This window comes from Anabaena sp. UHCC 0253, from assembly GCF_009712085.1.
GTDB lineage: Bacteria > Cyanobacteriota > Cyanobacteriia > Cyanobacteriales > Nostocaceae > Dolichospermum.
Genome location: NZ_VILD01000004.1, coordinates 62,272 through 79,451, shown reverse-complemented (window position 1 = coordinate 79,451; position 17,180 = coordinate 62,272). Strand labels below are relative to the sequence as shown.

Annotated in this window: 12 protein-coding genes; 4 read left to right on the top strand and 8 right to left on the bottom strand. The window is 36.1% G+C overall.

The genetic code is table 11. From position 1 onward, the window contains the following. The 4 genes from FJR38_RS12215 to FJR38_RS12200 form a co-directional block, all read right to left on the bottom strand. On the bottom strand, nucleotides 1–1,308 hold a 1,308-nt coding region (locus FJR38_RS12215; RefSeq protein ID WP_168537309.1), incomplete at its 3' end, for a YbjN domain-containing protein. A gap of 19 nt (nucleotides 1,309–1,327) precedes the next feature. Beyond that, complete coding sequence (locus tag FJR38_RS12210; protein ID WP_168497776.1) at nucleotides 1,328–1,828, bottom strand: YbjN domain-containing protein; 501 nt, start codon at nucleotides 1,826–1,828, stop codon at nucleotides 1,328–1,330. 60 nt (nucleotides 1,829–1,888) lie between these two features. Next, nucleotides 1,889–6,739, bottom strand: a complete 4,851-nt coding sequence (locus FJR38_RS12205; protein WP_168537307.1) for a DUF4157 domain-containing protein — start codon at nucleotides 6,737–6,739, stop codon at nucleotides 1,889–1,891. Between the two features lie 61 nt (nucleotides 6,740–6,800). Next, the gene (locus FJR38_RS12200) at nucleotides 6,801–7,082 is read right to left on the bottom strand and encodes a hypothetical protein (protein WP_168497875.1); all 282 of its coding nucleotides are present in this window, start codon (nucleotides 7,080–7,082) and stop codon (nucleotides 6,801–6,803) included. Nucleotides 7,083–7,370: 288 nt separating this feature from the next. On the opposite strand from FJR38_RS12200, the gene FJR38_RS12195 reads away from it, so the two are divergent. The 3 genes from FJR38_RS12195 to FJR38_RS12185 all read left to right on the top strand — a co-directional run bounded on the left by FJR38_RS12195 (nucleotide 7,371) and on the right by FJR38_RS12185 (nucleotide 10,524). Next, the gene (locus tag FJR38_RS12195) at nucleotides 7,371–8,324 is read left to right on the top strand and encodes a response regulator (RefSeq protein ID WP_168497782.1); all 954 of its coding nucleotides are present in this window, start codon (nucleotides 7,371–7,373) and stop codon (nucleotides 8,322–8,324) included. A 56-nt stretch (nucleotides 8,325–8,380) separates the two neighbouring features. After that, entirely contained in the window at nucleotides 8,381–9,070 is a 690-nt protein-coding gene (gene ubiE / locus FJR38_RS12190) for a bifunctional demethylmenaquinone methyltransferase/2-methoxy-6-polyprenyl-1,4-benzoquinol methylase UbiE (protein ID WP_168537305.1), read from the top strand. A 221-nt stretch (nucleotides 9,071–9,291) separates the two neighbouring features. Continuing rightward, nucleotides 9,292–10,524 (top strand): DUF445 family protein, encoded by a 1,233-nt coding sequence (locus FJR38_RS12185; RefSeq protein WP_168497786.1) that lies wholly within the window; start codon nucleotides 9,292–9,294, stop codon nucleotides 10,522–10,524. 130 nt (nucleotides 10,525–10,654) lie between these two features. On the opposite strand, the gene FJR38_RS12180 is transcribed toward FJR38_RS12185, so the two are convergent. The 4 genes from FJR38_RS12180 to FJR38_RS12165 all read right to left on the bottom strand — a co-directional run bounded on the left by FJR38_RS12180 (nucleotide 10,655) and on the right by FJR38_RS12165 (nucleotide 16,012). Next, entirely contained in the window at nucleotides 10,655–10,834 is a 180-nt protein-coding gene (locus FJR38_RS12180) for a hypothetical protein (protein WP_168497788.1), read from the bottom strand. A 143-nt stretch (nucleotides 10,835–10,977) separates the two neighbouring features. Then, entirely contained in the window at nucleotides 10,978–12,072 is a 1,095-nt protein-coding gene (locus tag FJR38_RS12175; RefSeq protein ID WP_168537303.1) for an Hpt domain-containing protein, read from the bottom strand. A 303-nt stretch (nucleotides 12,073–12,375) separates the two neighbouring features. Next, nucleotides 12,376–14,088 (bottom strand): diflavin flavoprotein, encoded by a 1,713-nt coding sequence (locus FJR38_RS12170; RefSeq protein ID WP_168537703.1) that lies wholly within the window; start codon nucleotides 14,086–14,088, stop codon nucleotides 12,376–12,378. Nucleotides 14,089–14,293: 205 nt separating this feature from the next. Continuing rightward, nucleotides 14,294–16,012, bottom strand: a complete 1,719-nt coding sequence (locus FJR38_RS12165; protein ID WP_168497792.1) for a diflavin flavoprotein — start codon at nucleotides 16,010–16,012, stop codon at nucleotides 14,294–14,296. 463 nt (nucleotides 16,013–16,475) lie between these two features. On the opposite strand from FJR38_RS12165, the gene FJR38_RS12160 reads away from it, so the two are divergent. After that, a complete protein-coding gene (locus tag FJR38_RS12160) occupies nucleotides 16,476–17,117 on the top strand; it encodes a hypothetical protein (RefSeq protein ID WP_168497879.1) in 642 nt (213 codons plus the stop codon). The last annotated feature ends 63 nt before the right edge of the window (nucleotides 17,118–17,180 follow it).

Below are 17,180 nucleotides of genomic sequence, written 5' to 3'. Positions count from 1 at the left end.
TTGATAAGGAGGCATTACTTGTAAAGCGTGATGAAATTGGGCAATTTCTTCTGGTGTTAATATTGCTAGTATATAGGGGTTTCTATTTTGGGTTTTAATATCCTCTTTTTGTTCATCAACAGCTATAATTAATGGTAACTGTTCAATTTCATCTGATGATTGATTAATTTCTTGATTTTGTTCTATTGGATTAATAGCTAACTCAGGAGAAATATCACTTTCAATTACATTTATAATTCCTGGTAGGTATTCATCCATCATGATGACATTAGCATAAACTAGATTTTTAATTAAGGCAAAACTCAGTTTATCTCCATCTACATCTATGCTGGTTTTGTAGCGAATTTCTCCATCATTAAAATCTAATTCAAAATTACCATTAATCATGCCATAATTTGCTCTGGTGATAAATTCAGAAATGGTTAATCTCTTATCTTCTGGTATTTGTACAGGACAAATTGAATAAAATATAAATTGCTTTTGTTCTTCTCTAGCTTTAGCGTAGCAGTTCCATCTCCCATTATCTCCTTCAAATGCTAACCGTAAAGCAGTATTATCTTCTATTTTGACATAAGACCAATCATCTTGATCAAAAAAGTTAATGATGCTATCAAAAAGAGTTTCTGGATTATTCTGAATAGTATCTTGTTTACCTGGTTCTAAAAAAATCTCGTTACTGAAATCTTGAAAGATGTTACCAATATCTGTAAGGATATCATTGGTGAAATTTTGGGTAGCTGTTGCTAAGTTTACTTGTGTCCATTCTTTGACAAAATTAACTATTCCTTCAGATACTTGTTCACTGGTAGTATCAGGATTATTAATAACGCTAGGATTGACGTAATACCAAAATGTATTATAGCCAATTTCTTTGTTATTTTGAGTTTGTTTTACAGATAAACATAGCCAATTTTCTGTTTGTAATAGGGGATGAATGTCTTTATTTTCTGATTGTTGTTGACTGAGATTTACTAAATAATTGGCAATTTCTTCAGGGTTGTTTGTGGTTTCTAGTAATTGTGGGAGTATGTCAGGTTTGAGGGTAATTTCTAGGTTAATTTCTATTTCAGGGAGAAATTTTCCTCCTGTGATGGGACTTTTTACTTCTGGTTTGAGGTTAAAGAGATTTTGTTGTTCTATTTGTTGGTAAAGTTCATAATTGATGGGGAATTTAAGACAACATTCGATGATTTTATCGTCTTGTTTTAGTAATGCTAAGTTGACTTGATTTATAGTAAAAGAAGAGTTAGAAGTAGTAAATAATATTAACTCTTCTAAGACTAAATCATTTTTATTGTATAAGCTCATGGGATGTATTTAATAAATATTATTCCTCTAATACTGAGATTGCTTCTTCAGGAGTTTTGCCACCATAAACTATACTTAAAAATCCTGGTAAATATCGTTCCATTGTTTTTAATCCTGGATACATAGTGTTTTTGATATAGCCATTGGTTAAAGTTTCCCCACCAAAATCTATGCAAGTTTTGTAACGGACTTCTCCATCTTCATAATCCATTTCAAAATTGCCTACACGTAACCCATAATTTGCCCTGGTTATAAATTCAGCTATAGTATTTCGTGATTCTTCAGGAATTTTAAATGGCATCATGACATAGAATAAGAATTGCTCTATATCTGTGAAAATTTGAGCATAAGCTAGTCCTCTACCATGTTCACTCTCAAAATTGATTTTATAAGCCTGTTTATCTTCAAGATATTGAGGATTCCATCCGTCTATATCTAAAAAGTTTCCTAAAGTTTTTAGTGCTTGTAAGCCTTTATTTTCACTTGTGTTTGTACTAGATTGTTGTTCTGTATTACTCATAATAAATTATTCTCCCAATTAAAATCTATTTTTTGATACCTACAATAAAACTATCACATTTTATGTGAATTTCTGCTTTTTAATTTTATCCAGTTTTGTCTTTCCTAGACCAGGAACTACATGCATAAGTTCTTTTTCTTCAATATCATTTCTACCACGTTTACGGTTATTTTCTATCAAATCGCCAATTGCCCTTGCTGGTTTTTCACCTATACCTTCTATTGCTGTGATATTTTTCACAACGTCACTTACTGGTGCATTACCAAAATCTACAGAAGGTAACTTACCTACAGACAAGTCAGGAGGTAAGTCATGATTCATTGATGGAGTGATACTGATTGGATTTGCTTTTTTCCAACTCGATTGCTGTTTAGGATCTTTTCCTGGTTCTGCTTTCATCTCATGAAGTTGAAATTTCATAGATTTAGCTAATTTAGCTTCATCCGGTATATTTGTCCTGCTTGAATGTCCTCCATAATCAACCTCAACATGATAACTAACTACTTTTTTCTCCCCTAAAACTTTATTTTTCACAGTGCTTTCCACTTCCCGTTCCATTTTACTATTTAAAGCACCTGTGATGGGTGTCAAGTTCTGCTTACTACCAGGTCCATGTACATGATGATTAAGAAGATGCCCTCTTATGTATATAGTAGTTGTACTATTATTCCTTACAGAAACTTTTTTCCATAAAGCTGACTCATCATAAGGCTCACTACCTTGAAAACCACCTGGATCTAAACTTAGAGGTTCAGCTATCATAGATTTACCATCTTCACCCTGCGTTGTCCATTTGATTTGAGATGGGGGTACTCCTTCATCTAATAACTCAATACTTGCAAGATTACTCGCAATGCTGGCTAATTCTGTTGATATTTCTTCTCCAACTCCCTTCCCTATAGATTTATCAGATTTTAATTTATCAATTTTGCTTGCACTTACTTCTATTGATTGCAATTTCTTATTATTATCATTCTTAATATTATCATCAGATATTTTTGCATTTTTAGCTTTGAGATCAGCTAAATAGCTATCTAGCACTTTAGGCGTACTGGCTATCATTAATTTAGCGGAATTATTTTCACCATTGAAGAATAGTGTATGATTTTCACCATCTTGAGCTTTAAATTTCTTTTTGGCTTTCCACCATTCTGTGATTGCAGCTACTTTTTCTTTACCTTTCTTAACTGCTCCTTTGAATAATTTCTTGGCCTTCAGCAGCAACTTATCAATAGCCTGATCAATTCTCTGGCGAATCTTACCAATAATATCTTGTACCTTCTTCGCCAAATCCCCAATTCCTAACAAGGAAGCTAAGAACCCAATTACCACGGGTAAAGACTTAGCTAAAGCATTTTCTACCAACTTCGCAGCACCATCAATTGCACCATTAGCAATAGCCGCTATTGCATCTGTAATCGCATTCACCAAATCCATGATTTGACTACCACGATTAATAAAGAACATGACAATATCATAAATTGCCATTGCTGCTTTCACAAATGCCGATGCTGGATTTAATAATCCAATAATCCACTTCACACCAGCAGTAATTACCTGAGTAATTACCATCTCTTTAATTTGCTCAATTACTGATTCTTTTAAATCATTAAAATCTTCTTTTAGATGTTCCCACATTCCCACATAATCACCATTCATTAACATGGGGAATAACTCTGAACCTTGTTCCATTGCTCCAACTACGGGTTCACCTAATAATTTCACCCCTTTACCGCGAATGTAACCCCAATTTAGTCCTAATACTTGCATGACTAAACTTAAGATTCCTGGCAAACTAAAGATATCTTCTGGTAATTGCAGACCCATTCCACCTAAAGCACCTGTTAACCAAGTAATTAAACCTGTTTGTAGGTGAGTAACAATATTTGTTGTAAAATTATTAAAACCTTGTTTAACCCCATTAATTAAATTACCTAAGAATTCTATAGGATCTGAGAGAATTTTATCAATTACACTAGCAACTTTAGCTAATGTAGTCATAAACATTTCTTTAATTTTTTGAATAGTTTCCCATACTCCTTGAATGCCTTCTTTGGCTTTAGTTAAGAATCCCTTATTTGCTTCTTTCATTTCCTGAATCTTTGCATCAACTGCTTGGAGATTCTCTTGATATTTATTAGCCAAAGAATCAATTAACTCATTTTGTTTATTATCTACAGATTGTGCCAATTCATCAAATTTGCTTTGAATATTCTCTGCTGCTTCTTTACCAATTTCTTGTAAATTTTCCGGTAAGCTAGTTACATATTCTTGAATTTTTTGTTTTCCATCAGCAATTTTTTGTTTGGCTTCATTCAGTTTATCTGCTACTAAATTAGCAATTTCTGTTAAAGCCGTATCCATTTCATTAATATATAATTCTCTGCCATCTTCAAAGAATTTATTTACTTCTGGTGGTAAACCTGTGAAGAAATCAGATGCTCTATTACCCCACCCACTTACATCATACCATTCACCATATCTTTCTTGTTTGTAAGCATCCATTTTCTGCCCGACATAGTTCTCAAATGCGGTTTTAGCAGCGTTAGACGCATTATCAAATTTACTATTAACATTTGTTTCTAAGTCAGATAAACATTTATCAACTTCAGTTTTAGTATTTTCATAAATACCATTGATGTGAGTACCAATTTCTCCTCTTTTACCCTCATCTTGACCTTTAGTTTCTTCCTGTTTTCCTATTACTTGCGTGAGAATATTTTCTTTCTCACCGTGCATTCCTTGAAGTCCAGTTTGACTTAAATTCTGTGCTTCTCCCTCAGCTTTATTAATAACTCCTTGTTCTTTTTGACGATATTCTTGTGGTGCTGTTGCTGAATGGGTTTTCGCCTCTTTTTTAGCTTCTAGCGTGGTTAAAAATTGCGGTTCATTAGATTTTGCTAATTGTTCATCGGTAATTTTTGCTTCTGCCATTTTTTGGTCAATTTCTTGACTATTTTGTTGCAATGGTGCAGAAACTTCTGAATTAGTTTTTGGTTTGGGAGCAGCATTTTTACTACCAATATCTGTAGTTGGTTGTCCTGGTTGTGGTGCTGCTAAAGGCTTAACTTCTTTTGGTGTAACACTACTAGTATCTGGTTGTTCTTTAACTTTATCTTCTATGGGGTTAGCAGCATTTTCTTTTTCATCTTTAACTTGAGAAGAAACTTCATTTTTAACTTGATCAATTTTATTATTATTTTTAAATTCTTTAGCTTCGTCTTCTGTTTTTGGGGTAATCTCTTTAATTTTATTCAAAAGTTGATTTTTGAATGCTGTAGCGTTAAATGTTCCTGGTTGTTGTCCCTCCAATTCTGCAACTTTTTGATCTTGTGCTTTTCCTTTTAGTTCTGCTTCTGGAGATTGAGCAGCATCTTGAGCTTCTTTTGATTTTGTGGCTGCTGGTTCGTGTTCTTTTGATTTTGTTCCTACACCTTTGGCTTTATTTACTACTTCTTGGAAAGCAGGATCTTGTTGTGGTGATGTGGGTGCTTTTTCTCCTGTATTAGTGGTTGTGTTACTATTACTATTCCCACTGTTTGCACCACTACTATTTCCTGTATTTCCAGTTGTTCCTGCTGCTGATGTTACTTGTTTTTGATTGTTTTGAGGTTTGTTTTCTTTTTCTTGAATACCTACTTGTTGATTTTGATTCTTAGCAGTTTCTGGTGCTGGTGAATTATTAGGTTGAGTAGCAGGTTGTTGAGGTGTATTTACAGGTGAGCTTTTAGCAGTTTTTGGGGTAATTTCTGCTGACTGTTTATTTTCTGTTTCTGCTATTTTCTGGGAGTTATTATTGTTGTCTTTATTCTCTTTTCTGGCAATTTTAGTTAATGATTTTGGTTGAACTGTATTCCCATTCTGTTGCACTACATGAGTCAATTCATGAGCTAACAAATGTTGTCCATCTCTACTTGTAGGATTATACGCCCCTTGTCTAAAAAATACATCTTGTCCTGTAGCAAATGCCTTGGCATTCAATGATTGATTTAACTGATCTGATTCACCATCTGTATGCACTCTCACACTAGTAAAATTAGCCCCAAATGCCTGTTCCATAGGCTCTCTGACATCAGCCGCTATTTCTTGTCCACTGCCTTTTTTACTTTGAATACTATCTTCTATATTGTGATTATTTGATGTTTGCGTATTTTCTGATTCGCGTTGGATATTCTGTTGTTCTATATCAGGAATATTTTTATTTTCTTGAAATGTAGGTTTATTTACTTTTCTATCTACTCTTATCCCTACTACTTCTCTATCGAATGTTTGATGAGTAGGATTTCTTTTTGTTTGAATATTCTGTTGTCCTATATCAGGAAGATTTTGATTTTCTTGAAATGTGGGTTTATTTACTCTTCTATCTACCCTCATCCCTACTACTTCTCTATCGAATGTTTGATGAGTAGGATTTCTTTTGGTTTGAATATTCTGTTGTCCTATATCAGGGAGATTTTGATTTTTTTGAAATGTAGGTGTACTTACTTTTCTCTTTACACTTATTCCTACTACTTCTCTATCAAATGTTTGATGGGTGGGATTTCTTTTTCTTTGTGTTTGAATAGGGTGATCTATGTTTGATGTAGAGGGTGGTGTGTGGATTTTATTAACTACTTCTGTGGCAACGTTTTCTGCTTCTTGTTCATATTTATCGTTGGGTTGCCCTATGGTTAATTTAGGTTGTATATTTGGTTGGTTTGGTGGTTCGGGTGGGAATATGGGAAAATTTTTCAAGTCCAGTCCATAGGATTTCCCTTGTTCGTTTTCTGTTTCTAGGTCTATGTCTGTGGTTGGAGGTTGTGATTTTTTGAGGGTATCGCTTTCAAATGGCCTGGTTTGGAAGGGGTTTGACTGTGGGGCAGAGGTGTTATTTTGGCTGGTTTTGCTGGTGTTGGTAGTTCGACTCTGCATGGTTACACCCACAGTTTTTTTAGGATAATGTTCTTATTTTGCCATAGTTTAGCAATTTAGTTCATTCTTCTGAAGATTCTTGAACCGATACCGATATAGAACGGGATATTGGCAAAGAAATCGCCGTTGAATCCGCTGCTGATGCTAACTTGGGTAGTTCCAAGGCTGTGATTAAAGAGACATTACTTAAAGAATAACCAAAAATTTTATCATAGTTAGAGGCAACAGCTAAAAATGCTCCTCCTAAAATATATATTGGTAATGGTATCGAAAACGCTTGTAACCATTTAAAAAACTCCGCTAAAGCAAACAGGACAAAAAAGCATACCAACCAAACTCTCATGATTCTATCTGCTCCATACTTAGCCATCTTTTCACTAATTTTAGATTGATAAAATTAGAAAAATGCAAATACATCCTGAAAATTAAGAATTGTTACCTGTTACCGTTCAATACCAGTTAAAGTATGCTAGAAAATCTCAGTTATGGTAAGAGAAAACGAATAGGGACAACATAGGCATCTTTTTTTGTGCCTTTCTCCCGACTCCTGTTTATACCGTCCTGGTTAATCTAGTGTTATTCTTAACATCATCTAGGATTACTATATAAGTAGAAAATATAACAAATATCTATGGATAATCCAAATCTTGAACCTGAAAAAGTACGCCGTCCACTTATGACTCTTGAACGTCCCAAAAAACTTAAAATTCTGGTTGTTGATGATGAACCAGATAATTTGGATCTGCTTTATCGGACATTTAGGCGTGATTTTCAGGTGCTAAAGGCTGATAGTGGTGTGAGTGCTTTGCAATTGTTGGAGACTGAAGGGGAAGTTGCGGTAATTATTTCTGATCAACGGATGCCGGAAATGAAAGGGACTGAATTCCTGAGTCGAACTGTACCACAGTTTCCCGATACGGTGAGAATTATTTTAACTGGGTTTACCGATATTGAAGACTTGGTAGAAGCTATTAATGCTGGACAGGTGTATAAATATATCACGAAACCTTGGGACCCTGGCGAATTAAAAGCGGTAGTGCAAAGAGCCGCAGAAACCTATGATTTGCTGAAACAACGGACAGAAGAGTTACGTCGCGCTCATGCTCAAATGGATTTATTGACTGTTTTGGTAGAAGTAACTCAAGCAGGATCTAACCTAGAAGATACCCTAAAACCAATTGCTCAAGCCTTTGCAGAGACTTTAGCGGCTGATGGCTGCATTTTACAGCTTATAGAAGACAATACCCTGTCTAAGACCCAAGGAGTTTACAGTGAGACTGGGACTATAAAAAATTGGTTAGAACAAGATCCATTAACTAGTGAAGCGATCGCGACAAATCAACTGCAACTTTCCTTGAATATCCCTAAAGATAGTAATTTAAATAGTATAAATCACTATGAAAATAATAATGTCAAAGCACATTTGGTAATTCCCATTAGCTACCGCAGTGAAATTGTAGGCGTTTTATCAATCCAGTGGCAACAACCATGCAGTTTACGAGAAGATGAACTCAAGCTGATTCATTTATCAGCGGAATTAGTAGCGATCGCTCTAGCTAGTAGTTGCTGCTCTTTAAAAGCATAAACTACACAATTTCACTCCCATCAAAATGACTTTTCCTCCCCCTTGTTCCCTAAAAAATGAGTAACGAAGTTCGCACTATATTTAACCGGATTGCTCCCGTATATGACCAACTTAACGATTGGTTAAGCTTAGGACAACACCGTATTTGGAAAGAAATGACAGTCAAATGGAGTGGTGCTAAACCTAGTAATACAAGCTTAGACTTATGTTGCGGTAGCGGTGATTTAACTTTTCGCCTAGCACGTCATGTAGGGATCACAGGCCAAGTTTATGGTGTAGATTTTTCTACAAACTTATTAAATACGGCTAAAGAACGGTCTAAAAATTACTATCCCCAACCTTCTATCACTTGGGTAGAAGCAGATGTATTAGAATTACCTTTTGAAAATAATTATTTTGATGCGGCTACTATGGGTTATGGATTAAGGAATGTTAAAGATATTCCCCGCAGTCTCCAAGAAATTCGCCGTGTTCTGAAACCAGGTGCAAAAGCAGCCATTTTAGATTTTCATCGCCCAACTAATGAGCAATTCCGCGCTGTACAACAATGGTACTTAAATAACTGTGTTGTCCCCATGGCCACTAATCTGGGCTTAAAAGAAGAATATGCCTATATCAGCCCCAGTTTAGACCGCTTCCCCATTGGTAAAGAGCAAATAGAATTAGCACTTCAAGCTGGTTTTAGGGATGTTACACACTATCCTATAGCTAACGGTATGATGGGAGTATTAGTAGTCAGCAATTAAAAATTCCAGCAAACTCTGAAGGGCTAGTAGTTAGAAGTCGTAGGGGCGAAGCATTCGGAAAATAAACTTGGGAAAAAACCGATAATTTATCGCCCGAATGCTGATGCTTCCAGTCCCGTCAGGGATACGCCCCTACTTGGGAAAAACCGATTATTTATCGCCTGAATACTTCGCCCGTAAAGGAGTCAGGAGGAAGAAGAATTAGGAGGAAGAAGAATTAGGTGGATTTGTCTCGAATTTTATTATATATATCACCCCCCGTACTGGGTGCAGTAATTGGCTATTATACAAACGATATAGCCATAAAAATGTTATTTCGTCCCTATAGAGCAGTTTATATTTTTGGAAAAAAATTACCTTTTACACCTGGTTTAATTCCTAGTAATCAAGAACGACTAGGACAAAATATTGCTAATGCGATTATGAAATCGCTACTAACTCCACAAGAACTGCAAAATCTAGCGCGGAGACTTTTGCAACCCGAACGAATCCAAGGCGGAATTTTCTGGTTATTACGGCTGATAATTGACCAAATTAAAGGAGATAAAAATCCCCGTAGCACGAAAATTTTAGCAGGAATTTTACGTGATTTATTGGGTGAATCTCTACCACGTCTTTTAAAGGTTTTAGCGAGACAAGAAACATTTTTAGAAACACAAATTAATCAAATATTTGACAAAGTATTACTAGAATTTCAACTTACTGAAGAACAATCTATTAGATTAGCTGATTGGTTATTAGAGGTGGTTTTACCTCCGGATATATTACGACAAATTATAGTTGATTTTTTAACAGATCGGACAATTCAAACTATTGATGAAAGTTTTCGAGAAAAAACCAGCGGAACTTATTGGGTAGTGGCAAATTTGTTTGGTTTAAAGAATACTCTCACTCGATTGCGGACATTTTGTTTAGATGAAAAAGAAGCAACTAATAAACGGTTGCAAGAATTAATTAAAGATTTAAAAATGCGCGATCGCATCAAGGGATTGTTACAAAATTTATCTTTACAAAATTTACCAGTTGGTACTGTCCGTCAATTAAGAAAAACTATTAGGGATAGTGTTCGTCAATATCTGCAAAATAGTGGTAGCGATTTGCTCAAAGAATTAACGGAATCAGCCGACTGGGAAAGAATTTCTATTGTTTTGTTAAATCGGTTAAGTAGTTCACCAGTTGTCAATACCTCTTTGGAAGTAGTTTCGCGGGATTTAGCATTAATTTTAGAGAAGTATTTAGAGAGAGATTTAGAAATTATTGTCGCTCAAGCAATTCCTATTTTATCTATAGATCAAGTAATTGTAGAACGAGTAAAAGCTACCTCTCCGGCTGAATTAGAAAATGCAATTGAAGGAATTGTCAGAAATGAATTACAAGCAATTGTAACTTTAGGTGGTTTTTTAGGTTTTTTTGTGGGTTTATTTCAAGTAGGATTTTTATTTCTAACTCAATAGGATTAACAATTGATAATTGACAATTGATAATTGACAATGGGTAATTGGTGAAAAATGTTCTCTCTGTTCTTTGCCTCTTCCCAATCACCAATCACCAATCACCAATCACCAATCACCAATCACCAATCCTCTAAGATTGTTGTTTACCTTGAGCGTCGCATTTTTTTCCCCAACACCGTTCCAAAAGTTGGATGCGCCAGAGAATAGCGAAGCGTTGGGGATTCCAGACTAGTTGATGATCATGCCTAAATAATGGCTGGTTTAAATATTGCCAAAGAGGAAACTTAATTTTTGTGTGCTTAGGATTCATGGGAAGAAGAAGATACTATAAAATTGCTTTGACAGTAGTTGGTAATATATTGAATAAAATGCAACTACTAATACTTTCATAATCTAAGATTAAACCAAGATTTCGTAATTGTCTTGCTGGGAATTGCGGAAGTTTAAAAAATTTTACTTTTGCAGGTTTTCAGGCAGGGGGAGTGGATTCTGAGCTTGTCTATGAGAGGTAGACGACAATGGCTGAACACTAAAAAGAAAATTTTGATATGCCATAGACATTTGTCTAGCTACTTCATCAACTGGAACACTACCAAAACTTGTTCCCAAACCAGGAATAGCAACTATATTAATCTGATGTTGTAAACTATTGCAATACAATTTATTATGTTGACGAATAGCCAAAAGTGTTGACCATATAGCCTGGTACACATGATCCTTTCCAGCCATAGATACCTGCATTCTCAGGGTAGGTGTGTGAGCAATAAATGGGTGTAGGGCATGATTGGTTTCTAAAATAAAAGATGTTCCTAGAGGTTGTTCTCCTAAATACACTTCTTGAATCCGTTTTTGTAATAATTTTTCTACATCTTCGCCAAAAAAGCTGAGAGTTGAGGCATCCACACTATGAGCAGAAACTAAAGAACTAGCCGCCGTAACTACACAATCGAAAAAAGGTAATTCTTCAATAGTACCATTAACTATTTCTACATTGGGTAAATTGGCAAAGTAGTCAGCAAAGGTTCTACATAAAAAAGCTTTAGAGTCTAATAAGATTAATTTTAGGGGAATTTCATAACTCCATGTTTGACAAGAATCTAAGTTAGCAATTTTATTTTTATAGTTTGATTTATCTATTAAGAATAGCAGATGGGAATTCAACAGGGTAAAAATAGCATCAATATTCAAAGTGATATCAACTAATTTATCTAATGTTAAACCTTCCGTTGTCTCTAGTTGGTAAATTAATTTTCTGAGTGTATGATATACATCTAAGAATAATAACTGTAAAGGTTCATCAGCGATGATAGGATAACGCAGTAACTTGAGACAATTTTCTAACCCATGTACAATTCTTTGCATACTCGTAAACCCTAGCATTGCTGCACCACCCTTGAGGCTATAAGTAGCACGGAATATAGATTCTAATTCATAACGATCATCAATTGTAGTTTGCAGTTTGAAGAAACCTTGATATATTGTATTTAAATGTTCTTTTGCTTCTTCAACAAAGTAACCTATAATTTTTTGAAAATCTTCTGGTTTCATGGCTTTTAAAAATTAATGGATAATTAGTAATGAGTCATTACTCCTGTCACCTGTCACCTTTTCCCTGTTCTTTGTTCCCTTAAATTGAGATTACCCATTTTTAACTTAATTTATATCTCAAGCGCCAAAAAACCGCCTTGGGTGGTAATGTGCCAAGACGGTTGTATTATTTACATGAAGATTAGTCCTATATACGACTTGCTCAGTAATGGGACAGAATTAATTACACAACTGATTTTTCTGTTCCCTGTTCCCTGTTCCCTTACCCCAACGACAATTTTTAACGCCCCTCTACTTACTTATTTAATAGTGTGAGCCTGTTTTCCGGTGGTTAATAGCAGTCATGGCATCAGGTTTGAGTAATTTACCATTATCTACGGTTGCATATATTACCCAATGATCACCACATTCTAGACGCTGCTGAACGGAACATTCTAGATATGCACAAGCTTCTGTCAAAACTGTACAACCATTATCTGCTTCAGCTATGGGGAAATTAGCGAATCTATTTTCGCCAGGTTCAAAACTCTTGCGGAAATGTTTCATGTATTCGACATGAACACCTTCAGGAAGAATATTCAGAGCAAATTTACCACCAGGATATAATAGAGATTCAACTGCTCGATCTTTAGCGATCGCCATCGTAATTCCCGGTGGATTAAATGTAGCTTGAGATACCCAAGCACCCATCATCCCTGTAGAAAATTCTCCCTGTTTGGCTGTAATCACACATACAGAACCAATAATGCGACCTACAGCTTGTTCTGTGGGGGTTGCAGCTTGTTGGGGAACACGAACTTTTTTGGCTTTGCGTAAACTTTGAGCAAAGTCTGTACCGACTTCTTCGCAATATTTGAGAGTAACTTCATCAGGTTTAAACTTGACTTTCAAGGTATCAAAACCAAAACGATAACCAGCGTCCCGGAGTTTACCTTCTACCAAGTCTAAAGCTTCACCACTCCAACCGTAAGAACCAAATACTCCCGCTGGTTTAGTATTATCACCGGTAGAGAGGACAATCCCTAAAGCGGTGTGAATAGGCGTAGGTGCGTGACCACCAATGGTAGGAGTCCCAATGATAAAACCATCTGCTTGTTCTAAGGTGGTACGGATTTCGTCAGCACCAGCAAATTCACAGTTAACAGATTTAACCGCAACGCCACCTTTAGTTAATCCTAATGCCATCGCCTGTGCTAATGTAGCAGTGTTGCCATAGGCTGAAGCATAAAGTAGTGCGACGGATATTTCTCGATCTTTTTGAGCGCGACTCCACTCACTATAGGATTTTGTGAGGTCAATTAAACTGGTACGGACTAAGGGACCATGACCAACAGCATACATTCGCACCTGTAAATCAGAGATTTTCTCCAAAGCTGCTTCCACATGGGTCGCATGAGGAGCCATGAGACAATTAAAGTAATAACGTTGATCTTCTTTAAAGTTTTCCCAATGATCATCAAATATTTCATCACCACAGATATGAGCGCCAAAAAGCTTATCTGTAAACAGAATTTGGGTTTGTTGATCATAAGTACAAAGTGCTTCTGGCCAACGGGGACTAGGATTAGGTAAAAATTTCAAAATATGACCTTTACCTAAATCGAGGGTTTCTTTCCCCCGCATGACTAAAACTTTGATATCTTGATCTGTGAAAGCCGCACGTAAGTTATTAGCAGCAGGAAGAGAACAAACAAAAGTAATTTGTGGTGCGATCGCTAAAATTGCTTTTAAAGTTGGGACACGATTGGGGTTAAAATGTCCCAAGATCACATAATCCAACTTTTGCAGATTGATTGTCTTCTGTAATGCTTCTAGATAAATGTCTGTAAAGGTTTCGGCTGGTGGATCTGTTAATGCAGTTTTATCGGCTTCTATTAAATAGCAATTGGAAGTAGTACCACGTTCCAGTGCATATTCAATTTCAAACCTGAGACGTGATTTACTCCGTGATCTGAGAACTTTTGTATTTGTAGCAATAGGGAGAATTTGTACGTCTCTTGGCTTGGAATCACTCATGGAAGTTTGTTGTGGAGAAAAAACCTGAGAAACCCAATTTTTAGCGGATTCAACAGCGTTAGAAAATGAATCTGGAAGTGTCATAATAATTATGAAAGATGGGTAAATAATTGATAATTGACAATTGACAATTGATAATTACCCCTCCCGTTAAGGGAGAGGATTGAAAAATGAAACCCTGTTATCTTTTTTCACCAATTACCAATTAATAGTAATTTCCTACTTTGCGATGACGAACTGCGGTAATACCATCAGGTTTGGAAACTTTTCCATCTTCAACGGTGCAGTATAGAATCCAGTGATCACTACATTCCATGCTGTTGACTACTTCACATTCCATGTATGCGAGTGCTTCAGTTAGAATGGGTGAACCATTTTTAGCAGTTTGGATTTTTACATCTGCAAATCTATCAGCACCGGGATGTAAACGTTTGAGAAAATGCTTTTTCAAATCTTGATAATTGCCTTCTTCCAAGACATTGAGAACAAAGCGATCGCCTATTTGCAATAAAGTATCCAAAGCGCGATCTTTCGCTACAGCAATGGTAAAACCTAAAGGCTGTAAACTAGCTTGTGTTACCCAAGAAGCAATCATTGCCCCGCTCACATTTTCTTTTTTCGCAGTGACGATATACAAACCATTGCTAATTCTTCCCAACGCTTTTTCCATGTTCACGTCGAGAGATTTAATTTGTTTAATATTGCGTTCTCTGACTAACAATTGTCCTAAAGCAACACCCACTTCTCCACATAGTTTATAGGTAGAATCTCCTGGTGTTTCCTTAATCCGAATAGCGGGGAAAGCTTCCTTGACACCCAAATCAATAAATTTTCGTCGGAGGGTATCAATGGGTTCATCATTCCCACCATAAGATTCAAATAAACCAACAACTTGTTTATGTTTAGCAACTGCTAATAATGAACTAATTGCCGCTTGAGCTTTAACTGCATTGGTAGAAGGCATCCCGACAATTAAACCAGATGCTCTCCCTGCTAATTCTTGAATTTCTTGACTATCTGCGGTGTTGAGATCCAATACTTCTACACCGATACCAGCTTTTTGCAAACCATCAGCAATAGCGTGTCCCAAGCGATCGCTATATCCATAACCAAAGACATAAAACAAGCCGACAGTAGTTTCTGTTTTTGCTTGTTTTTGACTCCAATTATGATAACATTCAGTGAGAAGGTCTAAATTATGATGTAGTAATGGTCCGTGTCCGTTGGCAATAATATTAATTTTACCTAGTTCACCCATTCTCTTCATTGCATTCAACAAAGAACGAGCATTTGGACCCATCAAGCAATCATAATAAAAACGAAAATCAGCTTCAATTGCTTCTAAATCCTCATCAAAAGTGCGACTATCACAAAAGTGCATTCCGAAGGCATCACAAGTGTAGAGAATTTGGGTTTTGCGATCAAAACTAAAAATAGTATCTGGCCAATGTAAATTTGGCGCACTGACGAATTCTATTTCATGTCCTTTACCAATATCTACGCGATCGCCACTTTTAACAATTCGCTTAGAAAAAGGTTCATGTACCAAACCTTCCAAAAATTGCAAAGCTACTTTAGAAGCTAAAACAGTCGCTCTAGGAGCTAACTGTAAAACATCTTCCACCAAACCACTATGATCAGGTTCAGTATGGCTAACAATTATATAATCAATAGTTTTAGGATTAACTAAACCCTTGAGAGTATCTAAATACAGATCACGAAACTTCTGGTGAGAAGTATCAATTAAAACTGTTTGTTCACCCCTAATTAAATATGAATTATAGGTTGTACCATTTTGTAAACCAAATTCAATATCAAAGCGATCGCGATCCCAATCAAGAGAACGAATAGCTGTGGTATTAGGGGCAATTTCTACAGTTTGTATAGTTAATCGGTTCTGAATGTTCTCGGAAATAGCTACCATTATTTCACCAGAGCAAATAAACAATCATTTCTTCTGCCCCCATTCTCGCTATTATTCTTTTTTAAAGCTGTAATGAAACGTATATTTCGATAAATTAAAGTTGTAACAATAAATACAATTTTTAGGCGTATTTTTTAACTAAAGAAATACACCAGATAACCTAGTCATTCAAATGACTAAGTTTGAAATATTGATTTTGATGGGAATAAATTAAAATCCCTTCAATATAATAATTCGTAATTCCGAATTTGTAATCATCAATTACTAATTACCAAATCAGTCCACTTTAACGGTAAACTCATACAGCAGGAGTCAGAAATTGTAGGGGCGAAGCATTCGGAAAATAGCCTTGAACAAAAATGGATAATTGATTGTCCGAATGCTTCGCCCGTACTCATTGATCTGCAATCTGTTGTATATTGCGATACAAGACGTTTACCTTTATGACTGGAGAATTAAGACCTTGGGAATAGAACTACGCAGCTTCGTATTTCTAGACAACCTGCAACCTCAACACGCCGCATACATGGGAACAGTAGCCCAGGGTTTCTTACCATTACCAGGGGACACATCCCTATGGATTGAAATTTCCCCTGGTATCGAAATCAATAAGATTACGGACGTAGCCCTCAAATCCGCTTCTGTTCGTCCTGGAGTGCAAGTAGTAGAACGGTTATACGGACTTTTAGAAGTACATTCTGGCTCTCAAGGGGAAACACGAGCCGCTGGAGATGCAATTTTGGCATTTTTGGGAGTAAAAAAAGAAGAATGTCTCAAACCCCGTGTAATTTCTAGCCAGATTATCCGCAACATTGACGCTTACCAAACCCAACTTATTAACCGTAGTCGTCGGGGACAACTTTTACTAGCAGGACAAACTCTATATGTATTAGAAGTTGAACCAGCAGCTTATGCAGCATTAGCAGCCAACGAAGCGGAAAAAGCAGCGCAAATTAATATTCTCGAAGTTCAAGCTGTAGGTAGTTTTGGCAGACTTTATTTAGGTGGCTCAGAACAGGATATTTTAGCAGGAGCAGCCGGAGCTTTAGCAGCAATTGAAAATTCACCTGGAAGAGAAAATCCTCAAGGTAAGCGGAACGAGTAAGAAACAAGATTGACGCAACTAACATATTAATAGGGTGCGTCAGATGTTAAAAATCTGTTTATT